This is a genomic window from Streptomyces sp. NBC_00390, from assembly GCF_036057275.1.
Taxonomy (GTDB): domain Bacteria; phylum Actinomycetota; class Actinomycetes; order Streptomycetales; family Streptomycetaceae; genus Streptomyces.
Genome location: NZ_CP107945.1, coordinates 4,911,558 through 4,929,847, shown reverse-complemented (window position 1 = coordinate 4,929,847; position 18,290 = coordinate 4,911,558). Strand labels below are relative to the sequence as shown.

Below are 18,290 nucleotides of genomic sequence, written 5' to 3'. Positions count from 1 at the left end.
GACGGCTCCTCGCTCAGCTGGATTCGGCCCCGCGCGGCGCAGATCCCGGGCCTCCGGGGCCCCCGGACCTCACGACCTCGAGACCATCGGACCGGGCGGCGTGCGCGGTGACCGAGTGACCGGGCGCGGCGGCGCGCGCGTCCCACCGGGCAGTGGCCCCCTGCTCTGCTGTGCTGGGCCGATGACGTCCGCCCCCGCACCGGACCCTCGCGCAGGAGTGGGCCCGGCCTCCCGACCGCTGCGCCGTATGAAGGCCCGCAGCCGCGCCGAACCTCATCGTGCGGCGACACCGCTGGAGCTGTTCTTCGACCTCTGCTTCGTCGTGGCGGTCGGCCAGGCCGGGGTGCAGCTGGTGCACGCCCTCGCCGAGGGGCATTACGCCACCGGCATCCTCGGCTACGGCTATGTGTTCTTCGGCGTGTGGTGGGCCTGGATGAACTTCACCTGGTTCGCGTCCGCCTACGACTGCGACGACGTGCCGTACCGCCTCGCGACGTTCATCCAGATCAGCGGCGTGCTGGTCTACGCGGCCGGCGTGCCGCGTGCCTTCGCGGACAACGACTGGACCATCGCCGTCATCGGCTATCTGCTGATGCGGGTCGCCCTGACCGCCCAGTGGCTGCGTGCCGCCGCATCCGAGCCGCCGGGGCCTGCCCGCCGCACCAATACCCGCTACGCGGCCGGCCTCGTCATCTGCCAGGCGGCCTGGGTGGCGCTGCTGGCCGCCCCCGAAGGCATGCGGCGCTGGCTGTTCCTGGTTGCGGTGGTGGCCGAACTCCTGGTTCCGGTGATCGCCGAGCGGGACCACCAGACCTCGTGGCACCCGCACCACATCGTCGAGCGGTACGGCCTGTTCACCCTGATCGTGCTGGGCGAGACGATGTACGCGGCCACCACCGGTGTGCAGTCCGCGCTCGACGAGACCGATGCCGTGTTCGAGCTGCTGCCGATCGCGTGCGGCGGACTTCTCATCGTCTTCTCCGCCTGGTGGGTCTACTTCGCGGTGCCTGCCCACGAGCGGCTCAACTCCAACCGTGAGGCCATTCCCTGGGGTTACGGGCATCTCCTGATCTTCGCTTCGGCCGCCGCCATCGGAGCGGGCCTGGAGGTCGCGGTGGAGGAGGCGGTCCACAAGGCCCATGTCTCCACCACCGCCGCGGCGGCCACCGTCACGATCCCGGCCGCGGCCTTCGTCCTGGTCGTGTGGGCGCTGCACTCCCGCCATTTCAAGCGCGGCGTGGCGGAGCAACTGACACTGCCGATGTGCGGGCTGGCCATCCTGGCCTGCACCTTCGCAGGTCAGTGGGCGGTGTTCGCCGCCGGACTGGTCTCCGCCGCGACCGTCGCGGCCGGTGTGACGCTCACCACCCGTCACGCCCGTCCCACCCGACCCCAACTACGGTGATATGCATGGCCGTTATGGACAGGAATGACGCGGCGACGGACGGGCTCACCGATGTGCGGGGCCTGAAAGTCGGTCACGCGCAGGTTCCCGGGGACCGTGCGCTCAGCGGCACGACCGTCGTCCTCGCGCCCGAGGGCGGGGCGGTGGCAGCCGTGGACGTACGGGGCGGCGGACCGGGCACCCGGGAGACCGATGCGCTCGACCCCCGCAATCTGGTCCAGCGCATCGAGGCGGTGGTGCTGACGGGCGGCAGCGCCTTCGGGCTGGACGCGGCCGCCGGCGTGATGGCCTGGCTGGAGGAGCAGGGCCGCGGTGTACGGGTCGGACAGGACCCCTCGCAGGTGGTTCCGGTGGTCCCGGCCGCATGCGTCTTCGACCTGGGGCGCGGTGGCGACTGGCGGGCCAGACCCGATGCGGCGACCGGGCGCGCCGCGGTCGAGGCGGCGGCGGCCACGGCCGAGGGCGCACCCGTCGCGCAGGGCGGCGTGGGAGCCGGGACCGGCGCGGTCGTCGGGCAGTTCAAAGGCGGCATCGGCAGCGCGAGCACGGCCCTGGAGTCCGGGATCACGGTCGCCGCGCTGGTGGTGGCGAACGCGGCGGGCTCGGCGGTCGATCCGCGGACGGGCGCCCTGTACGGCAGTTACGTGGCCGAGCTCGCCGAGCGCGTCGCGACGCCGCCCGCGGCCGTCCACGCGGCGGCGCAGCTGCGGCTGGCCGAGGCACGCGAGAACAACGGACCGGCGCCGCTGAACACCACGCTGGCCGTGGTCGCCACGGACGCCGATCTGACCCGCGCCCAGGCGCAGAAGCTGGCAGGCACGGCGCACGACGGCATCGCGCGCGCCGTACGGCCGGTCCATCTCCTCAACGACGGCGACACGGTCTTCGCGCTCGCCACGGGGACCGCCCGCCTCGACCCGGCCGACCCCCTGGCCCTCAACGAAGTGCTGGCCGCGGGCGCGGACGTGGTGACCCGGGCGATCGTACGAGCGGTGCTGGCGGCGCGCAGCGTCGACGGGCCGGGCGGCACGTTTCCGTCGTACGGGGAGCTGTACGGCGTCGAGTGACGCACCTCGCGCCGCTTCGTTTTGCCGAACCCGGGACGCGCTGTCAGACCCAGACGCTACGTTTAGCAATCAGCAAGTGACGTGTGGCGACGGCCTGGAGACCCATGTTGAACGAGCCGACCGGACAGAGCGACGAGCACGACGAACCGTACGAGACAACCGAGCTGCACCTCGAGCGACTCCTGGGCCGGGCGCTCAACTCCTTCGATCTGCCCGACAAGACGGTCGAGCGGCTCGAGTCGGCGCTGGCGCACGCCAGTTCGCTGCATTCCTCGCACCACAGCACGGGACTGCACCGCGCCACCTACCGGCACACGTATCTGCTCAGCGACGGCAGTTCGCTCACGCTGTGGGAGCTCGTCCACAGCACCGGACCGGACGCCGCGGACGAGTACGAGACCTACGCCGACGAGTGCGAGGCCCGCCTCGCCGCGTCACGTCTGCCGGCCGGCTTCCCGGGGTTCGCGGGCTCCGGGTTCCTCGCCCGCCCCGGCGGCCCGGACGAGGAGGGCATGGGCTCGGACCTGGACGCCGATCTGGAGCTGCTCGCCTCGCTGATGTGCGCTCCCCCGGCCCCGCTCCCGCCGAGGTACGTGCCCGACGACTCCGCGGACCACGCCCGCCGCGTACTGCGCCGCGCGGAGAACGCGGACCGGCCGGGCGAGGAGACGGCGAGCCGGCTGCGGGCCGCCTTCGCCCACCACATCACGCAGGTCTTCGGCCGCCAGTTCCGGGTGGCGGGCAAGGACGCGGGCTTCACGCTCTACGAGCACGCGTTCCTGCTGCTCGACGGCACGGAGACGAGCCTGTGGGAGGTCGAGCACACGGCGACCCCGGACGGCCGCCATATGTGCGAGGTGTACGACACCGAGCACACCGCCCGCGAGGCGATGGAGCTCCGCGCGCAGGTGCGTCGCTGACCTCGTCGCCGTCATGACACGACGATGCCCGCGGCACCGAAGTGACGCGGGCATCGGGCGGGTTCGGCCCGCCAGTGCACGAGTATCAGTGCGCGAGTACCGGCTCCGGCTCGGTGCCCTTCACCGGCTCGGGCTCGTCCTCCGCGCCCTCCACATGCTGCTTGGGGCGGGCCGGCAGGGCGAACATCACCACGAAGATCACGGCCAGCACCGCGGCCACCCACCACAGCGAGTTCTGGAACGCCTCCGCGTACGCCTTGCCGATCCCGTTCGGCATGATCCGCTCCTCGTCGACCGATCCGAAGAAGACCACCGACACCAGGCCGAGACCGAGCGCCATGCCCATCTGGCCGGTCGTGTTGATCAGACCGGACGCCGAGCCGGCGTGCTCGCGCGGGACGTCCGAGAGCACCGCGTCCGTCAGCGGCGCCACGATCAGCCCCATTCCCACACCCATGACCACCAGCGGCAGGATCATCTGCCAGGGGTGGATGCCGGTGCCGTAGCGGCCGGCCTCCCATATGTAGATCAGCAGACCGGAGGCCATGATCGCGGCGCCCGCCTGCAGCACCTTCCGGCCGAAGCGCGGGACCAGCATCTGAACGGACATCCCGGCCGCCGCGGAGACCGCTATCGAGAACGGCACCCCGGTCAGACCCGCCTTCAGCAGACTCCAGCCGAGTCCGACCTGCATGTACAGCGTCCAGACCAGGAAGAAGATGCCCATCACGATGCCGAAGGTCAGCTGGACGGCGACACCGGCGGCGAAGCTCTTCACCTTGAACAGCGACAGCTCGACCAGCGGCGAACCGTCCTTGCGCGTCTTGTACTTCTCGTAGACCACGAACGCGGCGAACACCAGCACGCTGCCGGCCATGCACAGGTGGCCCCACAGCGGCCAGCCCAGCTCATGCCCGCGGGTCAGGGGGTAGATGAGCATCAGCAGCGCGAGCGTCACCATCGCGACACCCACCAGGTCGAGCCGCAGCGCCTTGGGGGCCCGGGACTCGGTGATGAACTTGCGGCCCAGCAGCAGACCCGCGATGCCCACCGGCAGGTTGATCAAGAAGATCGGACGCCACTCGAGACCGAAGAGGTTCCACTGGGTCAGCAGCGCGCCGAGCAGCGGCCCGGACACCGCGCCGAGGCCGATGATCGCGCCGAACATGCCGAAGACCTTGCCGCGCTCATGGGCGGGGAAGGTGACATGGATGATCGCCAGCACCTGCGGCACCATCAGCGCGGCCGTCGCGCCCTGCAGCAGGCGGGAGGCGATCAGCATCTCCTCGTTCGCGGCGAAACCGCAGAGCGCGGAGGCGAGTGTGAAGCCGGTGATGCCGATCAGGAACAGCCGCTTGCGGCCGTAGATGTCACCGAGCCGGCCGCCCGTGATCAGACCGGCGGCGAACGCGAGGGCGTAGCCCGCCGTGATCCACTGGATCGCGCCGAAGGACGCGCCGAGATCCCCCTTGATGCTGGGAATCGCGATATTGACGATGGTGACGTCGACCAGGTCCATGAAGGCCGCGGTCATCACGATGGCGAGGGCTATCCAGCGACGGCGGTCTGATGCCGTATCCGTTACGGCGGGCTGTGAACTCATAGGAAGAAAACTAGAGTCCATATAGGTCAGCTCATGACCTAGTCGCGGGGCATCCTGAGTGACATGACCGACACCCCGGCACGACTGTTGAATCTGCTCTCGCTCCTTCAGACCCCGCGCGAGTGGCCCGGCAGCGAGCTCGCCGAGCGCCTCGACGTCAGCCAGCGCACGATCCGGCGGGACATCGACCGGCTGCGCGACCTCGGCTACCCGGTCGAGGCGACACGAGGCTCGGTCGGCGGATACCGCCTGGTCGCGGGCGCCGCCATGCCGCCACTGCTCCTCGACGACGAGGAGGCCGTCGCGATCGCGGTCGGGCTGCGGGCCGGAGCGGGCCATGCCATCGAGGGCATCGAAGAGGCTTCGGTGCGGGCCCTGGCCAAACTGGAACAGGTGCTGCCGTCCCGGCTGCGCCACCGGGTCACCACGCTCCAGGCCGCGACGATCCCGCTCACCAGGGGCGACGGCGCGACGATCGACCCAAGAACGCTGACGGTGATCGCGGGCACGGTGACCGCGAGGGAGCGGCTCCGGTTCGCGTACCGCGCGGGGGACGGGTCCGACTCGCGCCGGCAGGTCGAGCCGTACCGCCTGGTCTCGACGGGGCGCCGGTGGTACCTCGTCGCGTACGACCTGGGCCGGGAGGACTGGCGTACGTTCCGCGTGGACCGGGTCGCTGAGCCGTTCGCCACGGGTGCGCGGTTCACCCCGCGGGAGGTGCCGTCGGGGGACGACGCGATGGAGCTGCTGCGCCACTCGATGTCGAGGCGCCAGCCGGAGCATGAGCTCGACGTGAGCTTCGCGGCCCCGGCGTCGTACGTGGCGGCGCGGCTGCCGGAGACCCTGGGATCGCCGGTCGCGACCGGCGACGAGACCTGCCGGCTGCGCGCGCGGGCGGCGGACTCGGTGGAGTGGCTCGCACTGCGGCTGGCGCTGGTGGACTGCGAGTTCACGGTTCACGGCCCGGCGGCACTGCGCGACTACGTCACGGATCTGGCGACCCGGCTGACGCGGGCCACCAGCTGACCACGCGACCGGCTCCCCGGCAGCTGCCGGCGCCCCGCCGTGGCCGCCGACGCACCCTGCCCGCGACGCGGCACCAGATCGACGGCCCCGGGGAGTACGCCCCGGGGCCGCCTGTCGCCGGACCCCTTACGCCGCCACCCTTATGCCGCCGCGTCGAAGCCCGTGTCCCTGGCCATGCGCTTGAGCTCCAGCAGCGCGTGCTTCTCGATCTGGCGGATCCGCTCGCGCGTCAGGCCGTGCTCCTTGCCGACCTCCGTCAGCGTCCGCTCACGGCCGTCCTCGATGCCGTACCGCATGCGGATGATCGATGCCGTCCGGTGGTCGAGCTTGCCGATCAGGCCGTCGAGCTCCTCGCTGCGCAGCAGCGTCAGCACCGACTGCTCGGGCGACACCGCCGAGGTGTCCTCGAGAAGATCGCCGAACTGCGTCTCGCCCGCGTCGTCCACCGCCATGTTCAGACTGACCGGGTCACGGGCCCAGTCCAGGACGTCCGCGATCCGCTCCTCCGTGGAGCCGAGTTCGGTCGCGATCTCCGCGGCCTCGGGGTCCCGGCCGTGCTCCCTGTTGAACTCACGCTGGACACGGCGGATCCGGCCGAGCTCCTCCACCAGGTGGACGGGGAGCCGGATGGTGCGGGACTGGTCGGCTATGGAGCGGGTGATGGCCTGACGGATCCACCATGTCGCGTACGTCGAGAACTTGAAGCCCTTCGCGTAGTCGAACTTCTCGACCGCGCGGACCAGCCCGGCGTTGCCCTCCTGGATGAGGTCGAGCAACGGGAGACCGCTGCGCGGATAACGCCGCGCGACCGCCACCACCAGGCGCAGGTTGGAGCGGATGAAGACGTCCTTCGCGCGTTCGCCCTGCGCCGCCAGGGCCTCGAGCTCCTCGCGCGTGGCGCCCCCTGCCTCGCTCTCCACTGCACCGTCGAGAATCTGCTGGGCATAGACGCCGGCCTCGATGGTCTGGGAAAGCTCGACCTCCTTGGCGGCGTCGAGCAGTGGCGTACGCGCGATCTCATCGAGATACATGCCGACCAGGTCGCGGTCGGCGATCTCCCCGCCCACGGCGCGAACGCTGCTTGCCCTCTCGGACCCTCCGGCCTTGGAGGTGCCCCCAACATCGGACTGCCGACGGGCGACGGCACGGGTTGCCATGCGTGCTCCCTTGCTGAGTAGGTCGCGACACCCTTCCGGGTGCCCTGCATCCGATGGAAACAACGACTGGAATCCGGACAGAATTCCCACACGGTGCATTGATTTTCGCGATCATGCAGTACCCTGTGCGGCCATCAGGGGGAGGCCAGATGCCGCAGGAATGTACAGATGTCCAGGTCAGGGCAGGCACGGAAGCCGACCTGACGGCACTCACGGAGATCTACAACCACTACGCCCGCGAGACCCCCATCACCTTCGACACGGCGCAGTTCACTCCTGAGCAGCGCCGCTCCTGGCTGCACTCTCACCCTGAAGACGGCCCCTACCGCCTTCTGGTTGCTCAGGATGTCCGAAATGCCGAAAGCTCTCCCGCGGACCGCCTCCGGGCGGGGGGCCGCTCCCGGACCGGTCGCATCCTGGGCTATGCGACCAGCAGCCCGTTCCGCCCCAAGCCCGCGTACTCGACCTCCGTCGAGGTCAGCGTCTACTGCGCCGCCGAGGCCACCGGCCGAGGCATCGGCACCCTTCTATACACGGAACTCTTCGATGCCCTGAAGAACGAGGACCTGCACCGGGCGTACGCGGGCATCGCGCTGCCGAACGAGAGCTCGGTGACGCTGCACACCCGCTTCGGCTTCCGGCACGTCGGCACGTACGAGCAGGTCGGCCGTAAGTTCGGCCGGTACTGGGACGTCGCCTGGTACGAGAAGCGACTGGGGGACCCGGCGCTGCCCTGACCGCAGCCCGGCCGAACTGCCGGGTCAGCCGAACTGCACGGACCGCTTGGCCAGGCCCATCCAGAAGCCGTCGATCACGCTCCGGCCGCTCCCGAGCTCGCCCTGGGCAGCCCCCAGGGTGACGAACAGCGGGGCGAAGTGCTCGGTGCGCGGGTGAGCCAGCCGGCCCGCCGGGGCCTTGTTCTCGAAGTCGAGCAGCGCGTCCACATCCTGCGTCGCCAGCGCCCGCCGCCCCCAGTCGTCGAACTCCGCCGACCAGCCGGGTGTCCCGGCATGCCGGAGCGCCGCCAGATTGTGGGTGAAGAAGCCGCTGCCGACGATCAGCACACCCTCGTCCCGCAGCGGCGCCAGCCTGCGCCCGATCTCCATCAGCTTCTGCGGGTCGAGCGTGGGCATCGAGATCTGGAGCACCGGAACGTCCGCCCCGGGATACATCTCCACCAGCGGCACGTACGCCCCGTGGTCGAGGCCCCGGTCGGGGATGTCCTGGACCGGGGTACCCGCGCGGCGCAGCAGCTTGCGTACGGAGTCGGCCAGGCCGGGTGCGCCGGGCGCGTCGTAGCGCACCCGGTAGTAGTGCTCGGGAAAGCCCCAGAAGTCGTACACCAGCGGAACGGCCTCGGTCGCTCCGAGCGCGAGCGGCGCCTCCTCCCAGTGGGCGGAGACCATGAGGATCGCCCGGGGACGCGGCAGGCCGGCGGACCAGGCGGCGAGCTCGCCGGGCCAGACGGGGTCGTCGGCGAGCGGCGGGGCACCGTGCGAGAGGTAGAGGGCGGGCATGCGGGCCGCGGCCCGGGCCTCAGGTGTTGCATTCATGACGGCTCCCGATGGGACTGGCTGCACGCGCTCCGCGCCTGGCCGACTTTCGCCGGCATCTCTTCTTCAACCGCTTCAACCGCCTGAAGCGTTCTACTTGAACCTTCAAGCTAATCCGACCCTAGCCCCATATTGTTCAACTTTCAAGAATGGGTCGTAGAGTGGGATACATGAACACGGCATCCAATGGCGGGAGCGGCGCCGGGCCGCGCTGGCTGACCGAGGACGAACAGCGCGTCTGGCGCGCCTATCTGCACGCCACCACCCTCCTCGAGGACCATCTCGACCGCCAGCTGCAGCGGGACGCCGGGATGCCGCACGTCTACTACGGCCTTTTGGTCCAGCTCTCCCAGGCCCCCCACCGCCGCAAGCGGATGACCGAGCTGGCCGTCGACGCCAAGATCACGAGGTCGCGGCTCTCCCACGCCGTGGCCCGTCTGGAGAAGCACGGCTGGGTGCGCCGCGAGGACTGCCCCTCCGACAAGCGCGGCCAGAACGCGGTGCTCACGGACGCGGGCCACGACGTGCTGCGGCGGACCGCGCCCGGCCATGTGGAAGCCGTACGCCAGGCCATGTTCGACCGGCTCACCCCCGAGCAGGTCGAGCAGCTCGGCGAGATCATGCGTGTCATGGCCGAGGGGCTTCAGCCGCCGGACACCGGTGCGGATCTGCCCTGGCTGCGCTGACGGCTGCGCGCCGGCACACCGAAGGGCCTCGTCCGATGGATCGGACGAGGCCCTTCGGTCGTGCGTGATCTCTCCAGCGCACGCGTGATCTCTCACGCGTTCGTGTTGCCCCTCAGTGCGCGATGACCGGGACCTTCACCTCGTCCTCGACGGTATCGGCGTCACCCGAGCCCGCGACGGCCGGACCGCCGCCCGGACGCCCGGTGTTGATCAGCGTGAACGCGATCGTCGCGGCGGCCACCAGGATGCCGACCGCCCACCAGATCGCCGACGAGAAGCCGTGCACCATGCCCTGGAGCTCCAGCAGCTTGGGGTCGCTCGCCCCCGCGGCGTGCGAGCCGATGTACGCGGTCGTGGCGGAGGCCGCGATGGTGTTCAGCAGCGCCGTACCGATCGCGCCACCCACCTGCTGCGAGGTGTTGACCATCGCGGAGGCGACGCCGGCGTCGGCCGGGTTCACCCCGTGCGTGGACAGCGACATCGCCGGCATGAACGCCGTACCCATGCCCAGGCCCAGCAGCAGCTGCGCCGGCAGGATCAGGCCCGCGTACGAGCTGTCGATCTCCAGCTGCGTCAGCATCAGCATGCCGACCGCGGCGACCACGAAGCCGGGGCCCATCAGCAGCCTGGGTGCGACGCGGGTCATCAGACGGGCGCCGATCTGGGTCGAGCCCGTGATCATGCCCGCGATCATCGGCAGGAACGCGAAGCCCGTCTTGACCGGCGAGTACCCCTTCACGACCTGCAGATAGAACGTCAGGAAGAGGAAGAGCCCGAACATGGCGATGATCGCGAGGCCCAGCGAGAGGTAGACACCGCCGCGGTTGCGCTCGGTCAGCACACGCAGCGGCAGCAGCGGCGCCTTCACCTTCGCCTCGGTGACGACGAAGGCGGCGAGCAGCACCACGGAGGCGATGAACATGCCCACGGTCAGGCTGTCGGACCAGCCGGCCGACTCGGCGCGGGTGAAGCCGTACACCAGCGCCACCAGGCCCAGGGTCGACAGGACGACACCCGGGATGTCCAGCGACGAGCGGTTGCGCGCGCCCTCGGGCTCACGGATCACGAAGTACGCGCCGACGGCGGCGACGATCGCGAACGGGATGTTGACGAAGAAGGTCCAGCGCCAGTTGAGGTACTCGGTGAGGAAGCCGCCGAGGATCAGGCCGACGGCGCCACCGCCACCGGCGATCGCACCGTAGATACCGAAGGCCTTGGCCCGCTCCTTGGCGTCGGTGAACATCACGGCGAGCAGCGAGAGCGCGGCGGGCGCGAGCAGCGCGCCGAAGACACCCTGCAGGGCGCGGGCGCCGAGCATCATCGCCTCGCCGTTCGCCGCGCCGCCGAGCGCGGAGGCCGCGGCGAAGCCGATAAGTCCGACGACGAAGGTGCGCTTACGGCCCCAGAGGTCGGCGATACGGCCACCGAAGAGCAGCAGTCCGCCGAAGGCCAGGGCGTAGGCGGTGATGACCCATTGCCGGTTGGCGTCGGATATGCCGAGGTCCTGCTGGGCGGTGGGCAGCGCGATGTTCACGATCGTCGCGTCGAGCACCACCATCAGCTGGGCGAGGGCGATGAAGACCAGGGCTTTCCAGCGGTTGGCATCAGGGAGAGACATGTCGGGCGTTTTTGGCATGGGTCTGGCCACCTAAGGAGTACGGAGAGATCACGCGGGGCACCTGCCCTCGCGAGTGAAGTGAGTAAGAGGCTTGCTCAATAGGGGAGTTGGCGGGCCGTGGACGCGGGCCCTGCCCGGGGGCTTACGGCATCACATGGAGCTCCGGAGGTCTTCCAGGGTCGCGGCCGCACCCGGCAGTTCGGAGCGCGCGGGCGCTTCGAGGCCGTCCAGGAACAGCTGAAGATGGCGGTGGACGAACTGGTCGATGTTCGGGCACTCGATGCCCGGCAGCGGCCGGGTGAGCTGGGACAGCGCGATCATCAGATCGCCGGCGGCGACGTCGGCGCGCATGCGGCCCGCGCTCTGGGCCCGTTCGACGAGGTTCTGCACGGCTGCCTCGAGGCGCTCGCGCCCGGCGTGCAGATCGGGATGGTCGGAGTCGAAGCTGCCGGAGAGCATCGGGCACAGGGCACCGATCCGCTCATCGGCGGCCGCGTGGACGAAGCGGCGCAGCGCGGAGAAGGGGTCGGCCTCCTCGGCGTCGGCGGTCTCGAGCTGCCGCACCGTACGGGTCATGACACTGAGGACGACCTCGCGGACGAGGACCGCGCGGTCGGCGAAGTGGCGGTAGAGCGTGGCGTTGCCGACTCCGGCGCGGCGGGCGATGTCGTCGAGAGGGACCTCGGGTCCGAACTCCACGAACATCTCGCGCGCTGCCGTCACGATCCGCTCGCGGTTGCGCAGGGCGTCTGCCCGCGGGCGCGGCGTGCGGCGCGTTTCGGTGGCGGCGGCGGGGCTCACAGCTCCACTCCCTCTCCAGGTCGGTTCCACCCGGTCCCGTAATCGGGGACCGACTCCCCGTTTCGCGGGGACACAGGTCCAAACGGGGAATCGATCCCCGGTTATTTCCGGCCCCCATGTGACCTGAGTCACCCCTACTGCGCGGTAGTCCTTCGCCGACGAAAAATCGCACGATCGGACCACCCGACGGGCGCACCACCCCCTCCCGAATCAGGCTGTTTCGGGACGGAGTGCAGCCAGGGTCCGGCCTGCTGCCGCGGACCCGAAGGCGAGTTCATGGAGCAGACGCGCCCCCGGATACGCAGCCGGGGCGGATCCCACCGCCTCGGAGCACTGGCCGCCCTCGCCTCCCTCACCCTCGCCGCCCTGACCACCGCGAGCGCCACGCTCCCCGCCCCGTCCCGTGCCTCGGCCGGACCGGTGGCCGCCCCCGATGCGACGGGGCTCGGGCCCTGCCGTATCCCCACGACGCTCGGGGTGCAGATGTCGGAGGGCATGCCGACCCCGCCCGGGTACGCGGCCTCGACCGGACCCGTGCGCGCCCTGAATCTCATGATCGATTTTTCGGACGCTCAGGGGGAGGGCTCGGCACTCGACCGGCTCGCCGAGTTCTTCCCGCAGACATCGGAGTGGTTCAGCACCAGCTCGTACGGGCGGCTCAGCTACCGCCCGCACGCCCCCGTGAGCGACTGGCTACGGATGCCGATGCCGTTCGCCGCGTACGGGATAGAGCGCGGCTCGTCGTACGAACCCGGCTACCGGCGGCTCGTCCAGGATCTGGTCTCGGTCGCCGACCCCAAGGTGGACTTCAGCGCGTACGACCTGATCAACGTGCTGGTCACGCCCAATGCCGGGCCGTCCGCGCTGGACACCGTGCTGTCGGTGACCTTCTCCGGGAACGAGGAAGCCCCGTACGCGGACGGCGTCCCGCTCGCCAACACGTCCTTCGTCTACAGCCGCCAGGACGACGGCTCCGGGTCGTACGCGGAGACGGGCTATCGCGTCCTGCCCCACGAGAACGGCCATGTCTTCGGCCTGCCCGACCTCTACACCCATGACGGCGGGGGCGCGGTCGGCCACTGGGACATCATGTCCGAGGACTGGGGAGCCAACAACGATCTGCTGGGCTGGCACAAATGGAAGCTGGGCTGGCTGGACAACAGCCAGATCAGCTGCGTGTCCGCACCCGGCACCACGGAGTACGCGCTGACCCCGCTCGCCACCCGGGGCGGGTCCAAGCTGGCCATCGTCCCCGTGGACGAGGACAGCGGCTACGCGGTGGAGGTGCGCACCCGGTCCGGCAACGACGAGGCCGTCTGCGAGCCGGGAGTGCTGATCTACCGGGTGCGGACCGGCGTGGACACCGGGCGGGGCCCGGTCACCGTCATGGACAGCGAACGGGACAGCGGCGGCTGCACCCGGCGGCCCAATGTGCACGCGGAGCTGTCCGATGCGCCCTACCAGCCCGGCGAATCCTTCAGCGACCACGAGACCGGGGTGCGCATATCCGTGGTCCGGGAGGACGCGGGAGGCATCTACCGGGTACGGATCACCCGCTCCTGAACCGGCACCAGCCGCTCCCCTTCGGCCGGCACAACCCGCTCGTTCTCGGCCTGCACCACCACTCCTGAGCCGGATCACGCCTCCTTGAGCAGCTCCAGCTGCTCCCGTACGGGTTCACGCAGCTCGCGCTTGAGGATCTTGCCCGTCGGGTTGCGGGGCATCGGCTCGTCCCGCAGCACCACGTGCGCCGGCACCTTGAACGCGGCGAGCGTCCGGCCGACGTGCTCCCTGAGCGCCTCGGCCGTGACCAGGGCGCCGTCCCGCAGCTGCACGACCGCCGCGACCTCCTCCCCCAGGACAGGGTGCGGCACGCCGAGGACGGCTGCGTCGGCGACATCGGGGTGGTCGTGCAGCACGGCCTCGACCTCGACGCAGTACACGTTCTCGCCGCCGCGGATGACCATGTCCTTGATCCGGTCGACGATGCTGACCCGCCCGTCGTGCACGGTCGCGAGATCGCCGGTGCGCAGCCAGCCGTCCCGGAAGGCGGCCGCGGTCGCCTCGTCGTCGCGCCAGTAGCCGCGGACGAGGGACTGGCCGCGCAACCAGAGTTCGCCGACCTCGCCCTCGGGCAGCGCCTCGCCGGCCGGACCGGCGATACGGACCTCGGTGGCGGGTGCGGGACGGCCCACGCTTCCGGGATTCTCGCGGTATCCGACGCCGAAGTTGGCGAGCACACCTCCACTGGTCTCCGTCAGCCCGTACCCGTTGCGCGGTTCGATCCGATGCCCGAAGCGAGTCGTCAGCCGGGCCACGAGATCGGGCGGCGCGGCGGCTCCGCCGGTGCTGAGGTTGGTGAGCGTCGCCAGCTCGGCCCCGGTGCGCTCGGCGGCGTCGAGAAGCTGCAGCGCGGTGGCCGGCACACCGGAGTAGTGCGTGATCCGGTGCTGCTCGATGAGCGCGAGGGCCTGCTCGGCGTTCCACTTGCGCATCAGGACGAGCGTGCCGCCGGTCGCCATCATCGTGTAGAGCGTGGTGAAGGCGGCCACGTGGAAGAACGGGAACGTCATCAGCACGACGGGCGCCCGCCCCTGGCCGGGCACGATGCCGCGGGCGAGCGCCGCGGCGGTGGCGTGGAAGCGCGGGTTGGCCGCTGCTCCCGCCTGGGCGAGCTGGGTGGCGACGGCGCCCTTGGGCCGGCCGGTGGTTCCGGAGGTGTAGATGATCGTGGCGTCGGCCTCGGCCGCCACCTCGACCGCCGGCGGCGCGGCGGACGGATCGGGCTCGTCGAAGTCCTCGTACCGCTCGACACCCTCACCCGTCGGCCCGTCGTGATGGAAGACCACGGCCCGCACGCCGTTTCCTGCCCGCCACGCCTCCATGCGGGGCAGCCGCTCCCCGTCGACCAGCAGCACCCGCGGCGTGCAGTCGTCGAGGGCGTACGCCAACTCATCCTCGGTCCACCAGGCGTTGAGCGGCACGGACACCAGTCCCGCCAACTGCGTTGCCCAGAAGGCGATCTGCCACTCGGGGTGATTGCGCATGGCGACGGCGGCCCGGTCGCCGGGACGCAGCTCGTACTCCTCGACAAGCCGCCGGGCCAGCGCACTCGCGGCGGCGAAGAACTCGCCGTAGGTGTACGTCCGGCTCTCCGCGACGAGGAACGGCCGGTCCCCGAACGCCCAGGTGGCCTCGACGAATTCCCGCAGGGTGCGCGGCCCGTCCGCGTACTGCAGCCCGCCGTCCTCGGCGCGTACGACGGCAAAGGGAGCACCGGGCGCGGTCAGCGCGGCCTCGGGGCGGACGGACGGATCGGGGTGCGGCACAGATCGCCCCTCCATAAGCGCTTGCTCAGTACAGTGCGCGACGCTATGCGGGGTCCTCGGCACCGTCAAGGTGCACATACGGCCCGACGAGAGACACGATCACCCGAGCGCCCCCAGGAGGTGCGCGCCGCGATCGGCGTCACCGGTCAGTTCTCCGCCGTGCGCAGGGCCGAGTACGCTTCCTCGCGGCCGGTGATGTAGCTCCGCTTCGCCTCGCCCTTGGCGTTCTCGGCGGCGTCGGTGCCCTTGGCGCCCCGGGTGTCGGCCCAGGAATCGATGAGGTCGTTCGTGCCGGCGATGCCGCCCGCCGTCTCCTTGCTGACCTCGGCGCGCGCGAAATTCTCCTTCTCGGTGATGACGTCCTTGGACCACTCGTACGCACCTCGTGCATGCTCCGTCCGAAGCAACGTCACGCCTGCACCCCGACCCGGCCGATGCCGCCGACGCGATGGCCGCTTTGCTGGGCGCTGCGCCGTCCACGAGCCAAAGAGGTTCCGTGTCACGCTGAAGCAGGTGGCCCGGGCGGTGTTCAGGGGGCTGCGGTGCGGGCAAGGTAGTCCTGCAGCTCCCGGTGCCGGAACTGATACGCCAACCCGGCCGTGCGCATGAGCCCCGCCTCGCAGCACCAGTCCAGGAACCGCCCTAACCCCCAGGGCAGCCATCCCACCCGTGCCCACAGACGACGCGTACACAGCAGGAGACAGAGATACCGCGCGCTGGCCCGACCAGTCGTGATCCAGATCATGAGCCCGAGGCAGAGACCTAAGCTCAAAGGCACGGGCTCCGGGCCTGGTTTGTTGTCGGGTGCCAGAGCAATCACGAGCGTGGCTACGAGCGCGCCTCCCAGCCCGCCTGCGAGCCCGGCCATCAGGTCACCGCGCACAATGCCCCGCGAGGTGAGCCCACCGTTCCCTGCTTTGCCCCAGAGTGCGACCCCGAGCGTCGACGCCAGGGCAGCGAGCCCGAAAGCAGCGCCCGTTGCGAGGTCGTGTTTGACTGCGGACACCAGCGCCATGGCGAGCCCGGCCACGAGCATCATCACGACGAGCTCTCGCAAGGTCTTCAATCCCGTCAGGGACATTCGGGTCGGCTCTTGCCAAGGGTCGTACGTTGCCATCACCATCAGGGCTGGCATTGCCATGATCCCTATCACCTGCAGAATCTCACGGTGGGTGAGAAAGAGCGGACCTGGGGTCAGCAGCCCTGGCAGGGCGATGAAACCCAGCACGGCGGCCAGCGCCGCGTGGGCCACGCGCGCCCGATTGCTCCCAGCCAGTGGCCACATTTCATGCAGGACCAGGTCAGTGCCGGGCAGAAGCCGCCCGCTGATCTCCCGGCCGGTCACAGTGTTGGTTTGCAGGTAGAGGGCGAGTACGGTCAGCCAGGCATGGACCCGGTCCGGGGTGTAGGGAGCGGCGGGCGCGTGGTCGGCACCGGGCTGGACGGGGCCTGCGGTGGCGGCTGGGACAAGCAGGCCGAGCAGGTGGTCGCGGATTTTCTCTTCGGTGTCCAGCGCGGGGTCGAGCAACTCTGTGGGGTAGCGGTCCCAGATCCCGCTGGGACGGCTCCGGTCGTAGACGATGGCGGCCACCGTCAGCCGCCACGGAGTGGACAAAGCGCGGGCCAGCGGGCCGTCCGGGTGCTGAGCGAGGGCGTCCAGCACCGGCTCCCACCGCTGCGGCGCGGCGGTGCGCGCGACCAGGAAGTCCCAGGCGGCTTCCGCGGTGACCGGGCGCAACATGATGCGGGCGGCGTCCTGTGCCCATACTTCCTCAGCCTCCAGTACGGAGTACGGCGCGCTGCGGCAGGTGACGACCAACTGGCCGAGGGCCGTGCCGTCCAGGTAAGCGTTCATGGCGTGCAGCGCGGCGGTGGCGCGGGCCGCTGCGGCGGAGGTGGGATGTCCCAGGAAGTCTTCTTCATCCATCTCGTCCAGGCCGTCCAGGATCGGCAGCACCAGTCGGGCAGCCATCAGCAACCGGGCCTCGCGTGTGCCCAGAGGGTAGTCGCGCACCAGGCGTTCGGTGATCCACTTCTCCAGGGTCTGGCGGGTGGGATCGAAGCCGGACAGCGTCATGCGCACCGCCACCGCCTCCCCTGGTCTGCGCTCCTCCAGCAGGCGCATCATCAGGTGCAGCGCCAGGACCGTCTTACCCGCGCCCGGCGCGCCGGTGATCACCAGTCGTCCCGGCCGCAGGGCACGGTAATAGTCGGCCACTTCGCCCAGGATGCCGTGCGGAGCGGCGCCTTCGGCGTTGTGCGCGGGAGCAGGCTCGAAGGCGAAGGAGACGTCGATCGAGCGGATGCTGCCGCCCAGCAATCGGCGGCGTGCCTGCTCCTCCTGGCGTTTCACCTCCCGCGCCAACCGGTCCGCCAACCCAGCCGCGTCGGACTCCTGCAAGCGCAGCGCCAGATAGGCCATCCGTCCCGACCACAACGTGCCCACCGCCGTCGCGGCCAGGCCCACCAGGCCCAGTAGCGCACCCGCGGGGTCGACGTCACCCGTCCCGGCAGCGGGGAGCACCCGCGCACCCAGTACGAGAGCGATTCCGCACAGCGCCGCCGCCGCAGCCGCCCAAGCCAGCCCGAACCCACGCCCCGTCCCCATGACCGCCATCCTGGACCAACCACCGGCCGGCAAGAGGGCGGTTCACCGAGCCGAGCTCCTCGCAGACAGCAGCAGCCCCCTCGGGGCAGCCCTCCGGTGCCATCTCGCTCAACACTTTCACCCCCACCGAAACCAGAACTTCTGTGACCCAGATCCCGGCGCAACTATCGGACATCGTGTGCATCATGAGCCGCGCCGACGTGCACGGTCTACGCGTGCCGTCGGCACAACTGCCCGCTGCTCGACCCCTGTCCGGCCTGCGGCAACCCGCCACTGGCGCACGGCCCGTCCTACCAGAGACCGACCACACCGGGATTGCCGTCTCCGGTGAATTGCGCGCGCTCGGACTCCAGGATCCAGTGGAAACACCTCTGCTGAAGCCCGGTGACCTGTGTCGTGGGCGATTACGGCGATCGCGGTGCGTGTCGCCTACCTGGGCCGATCATGCACGCCCAGCAACGCCGTCGCGAGCGGCTGCACGCCGGGCTGTCCTCCCCCGAACCGGCCGGCACTGCGC

General features: G+C 70.4%; 15 protein-coding genes. 7 read left to right on the top strand and 8 right to left on the bottom strand.

Annotated elements, in window-relative coordinates; genetic code table 11:
* Nucleotides 1–181: 181 nt before the first annotated feature.
* From OHS70_RS21700 to OHS70_RS21690, 3 genes are all read left to right on the top strand, one after another.
* Nucleotides 182–1,405 carry a low temperature requirement protein A gene (locus OHS70_RS21700; RefSeq protein WP_328399537.1) on the top strand — a complete coding sequence of 408 codons (1,224 nt, stop codon included), beginning with the start codon at nt 182–184 and terminating at the stop codon, nt 1,403–1,405.
* 14 nt (nt 1,406–1,419) lie between these two features.
* Nucleotides 1,420–2,472, top strand: coding sequence for a P1 family peptidase (locus OHS70_RS21695; RefSeq protein ID WP_328405808.1), 1,053 nt, complete (start codon nt 1,420–1,422; stop codon nt 2,470–2,472).
* A gap of 104 nt (nt 2,473–2,576) precedes the next feature.
* The gene (locus OHS70_RS21690) at nt 2,577–3,392 is read left to right on the top strand and encodes a DUF6227 family protein (protein WP_328399535.1); all 816 of its coding nucleotides are present in this window, start codon (nt 2,577–2,579) and stop codon (nt 3,390–3,392) included.
* A gap of 85 nt (nt 3,393–3,477) precedes the next feature.
* Here the strand turns inward: OHS70_RS21690 and OHS70_RS21685 are convergent, their stop codons facing one another.
* A complete protein-coding gene (locus OHS70_RS21685) occupies nt 3,478–4,995 on the bottom strand; it encodes an MFS transporter (protein WP_328399533.1) in 1,518 nt (505 codons plus the stop codon).
* Between the two features lie 63 nt (nt 4,996–5,058).
* Between OHS70_RS21685 and OHS70_RS21680 the strand changes: the two genes are divergently transcribed.
* Nucleotides 5,059–6,021: a helix-turn-helix transcriptional regulator gene (locus tag OHS70_RS21680; protein WP_328399531.1), complete on the top strand. Its 963-nt coding sequence runs from the start codon at nt 5,059–5,061 to the stop codon at nt 6,019–6,021.
* A gap of 140 nt (nt 6,022–6,161) precedes the next feature.
* Here the strand turns inward: OHS70_RS21680 and OHS70_RS21675 are convergent, their stop codons facing one another.
* Nucleotides 6,162–7,178 carry a sigma-70 family RNA polymerase sigma factor gene (locus OHS70_RS21675; protein WP_328399529.1) on the bottom strand — a complete coding sequence of 339 codons (1,017 nt, stop codon included), beginning with the start codon at nt 7,176–7,178 and terminating at the stop codon, nt 6,162–6,164.
* Between the two features lie 149 nt (nt 7,179–7,327).
* On the opposite strand from OHS70_RS21675, the gene OHS70_RS21670 reads away from it, so the two are divergent.
* Nucleotides 7,328–7,915 carry a GNAT family N-acetyltransferase gene (locus tag OHS70_RS21670; protein WP_328399527.1) on the top strand — a complete coding sequence of 196 codons (588 nt, stop codon included), beginning with the start codon at nt 7,328–7,330 and terminating at the stop codon, nt 7,913–7,915.
* Nucleotides 7,916–7,939: 24 nt separating this feature from the next.
* Here the strand turns inward: OHS70_RS21670 and OHS70_RS21665 are convergent, their stop codons facing one another.
* Nucleotides 7,940–8,731 carry a dioxygenase family protein gene (locus OHS70_RS21665; RefSeq protein ID WP_328399525.1) on the bottom strand — a complete coding sequence of 264 codons (792 nt, stop codon included), beginning with the start codon at nt 8,729–8,731 and terminating at the stop codon, nt 7,940–7,942.
* Nucleotides 8,732–8,892: 161 nt separating this feature from the next.
* Between OHS70_RS21665 and OHS70_RS21660 the strand changes: the two genes are divergently transcribed.
* Entirely contained in the window at nt 8,893–9,417 is a 525-nt protein-coding gene (locus OHS70_RS21660) for a MarR family winged helix-turn-helix transcriptional regulator (RefSeq protein WP_384037488.1), read from the top strand.
* Nucleotides 9,418–9,529: 112 nt separating this feature from the next.
* On the opposite strand, the gene OHS70_RS21655 is transcribed toward OHS70_RS21660, so the two are convergent.
* Nucleotides 9,530–11,053: an MFS transporter gene (locus OHS70_RS21655; RefSeq protein WP_328399520.1), complete on the bottom strand. Its 1,524-nt coding sequence runs from the start codon at nt 11,051–11,053 to the stop codon at nt 9,530–9,532.
* Nucleotides 11,054–11,185: 132 nt separating this feature from the next.
* On the bottom strand, nt 11,186–11,836 hold the full coding sequence (locus tag OHS70_RS21650; RefSeq protein WP_328399518.1) for a TetR/AcrR family transcriptional regulator: 651 nt from the start codon (nt 11,834–11,836) through the stop codon (nt 11,186–11,188).
* A 276-nt stretch (nt 11,837–12,112) separates the two neighbouring features.
* Here OHS70_RS21650 and OHS70_RS21645 point away from each other — a divergent pair, with 276 nt between their 5' ends.
* On the top strand, nt 12,113–13,399 hold the full coding sequence (locus tag OHS70_RS21645) for a M6 family metalloprotease domain-containing protein (RefSeq protein WP_328399516.1): 1,287 nt from the start codon (nt 12,113–12,115) through the stop codon (nt 13,397–13,399).
* Between the two features lie 74 nt (nt 13,400–13,473).
* Here the strand turns inward: OHS70_RS21645 and OHS70_RS21640 are convergent, their stop codons facing one another.
* The 3 genes from OHS70_RS21640 to OHS70_RS21630 all read right to left on the bottom strand — a co-directional run bounded on the left by OHS70_RS21640 (nt 13,474) and on the right by OHS70_RS21630 (nt 17,773).
* Nucleotides 13,474–15,180 carry a class I adenylate-forming enzyme family protein gene (locus tag OHS70_RS21640; RefSeq protein WP_443062635.1) on the bottom strand — a complete coding sequence of 569 codons (1,707 nt, stop codon included), beginning with the start codon at nt 15,178–15,180 and terminating at the stop codon, nt 13,474–13,476.
* 131 nt (nt 15,181–15,311) lie between these two features.
* Nucleotides 15,312–15,578, bottom strand: coding sequence for a hypothetical protein (locus OHS70_RS21635; RefSeq protein WP_328399512.1), 267 nt, complete (start codon nt 15,576–15,578; stop codon nt 15,312–15,314).
* 116 nt (nt 15,579–15,694) lie between these two features.
* On the bottom strand, nt 15,695–17,773 hold the full coding sequence (locus OHS70_RS21630) for an NACHT domain-containing protein (RefSeq protein ID WP_328399510.1): 2,079 nt from the start codon (nt 17,771–17,773) through the stop codon (nt 15,695–15,697).
* Nucleotides 17,774–18,290 lie beyond the last annotated feature (517 nt).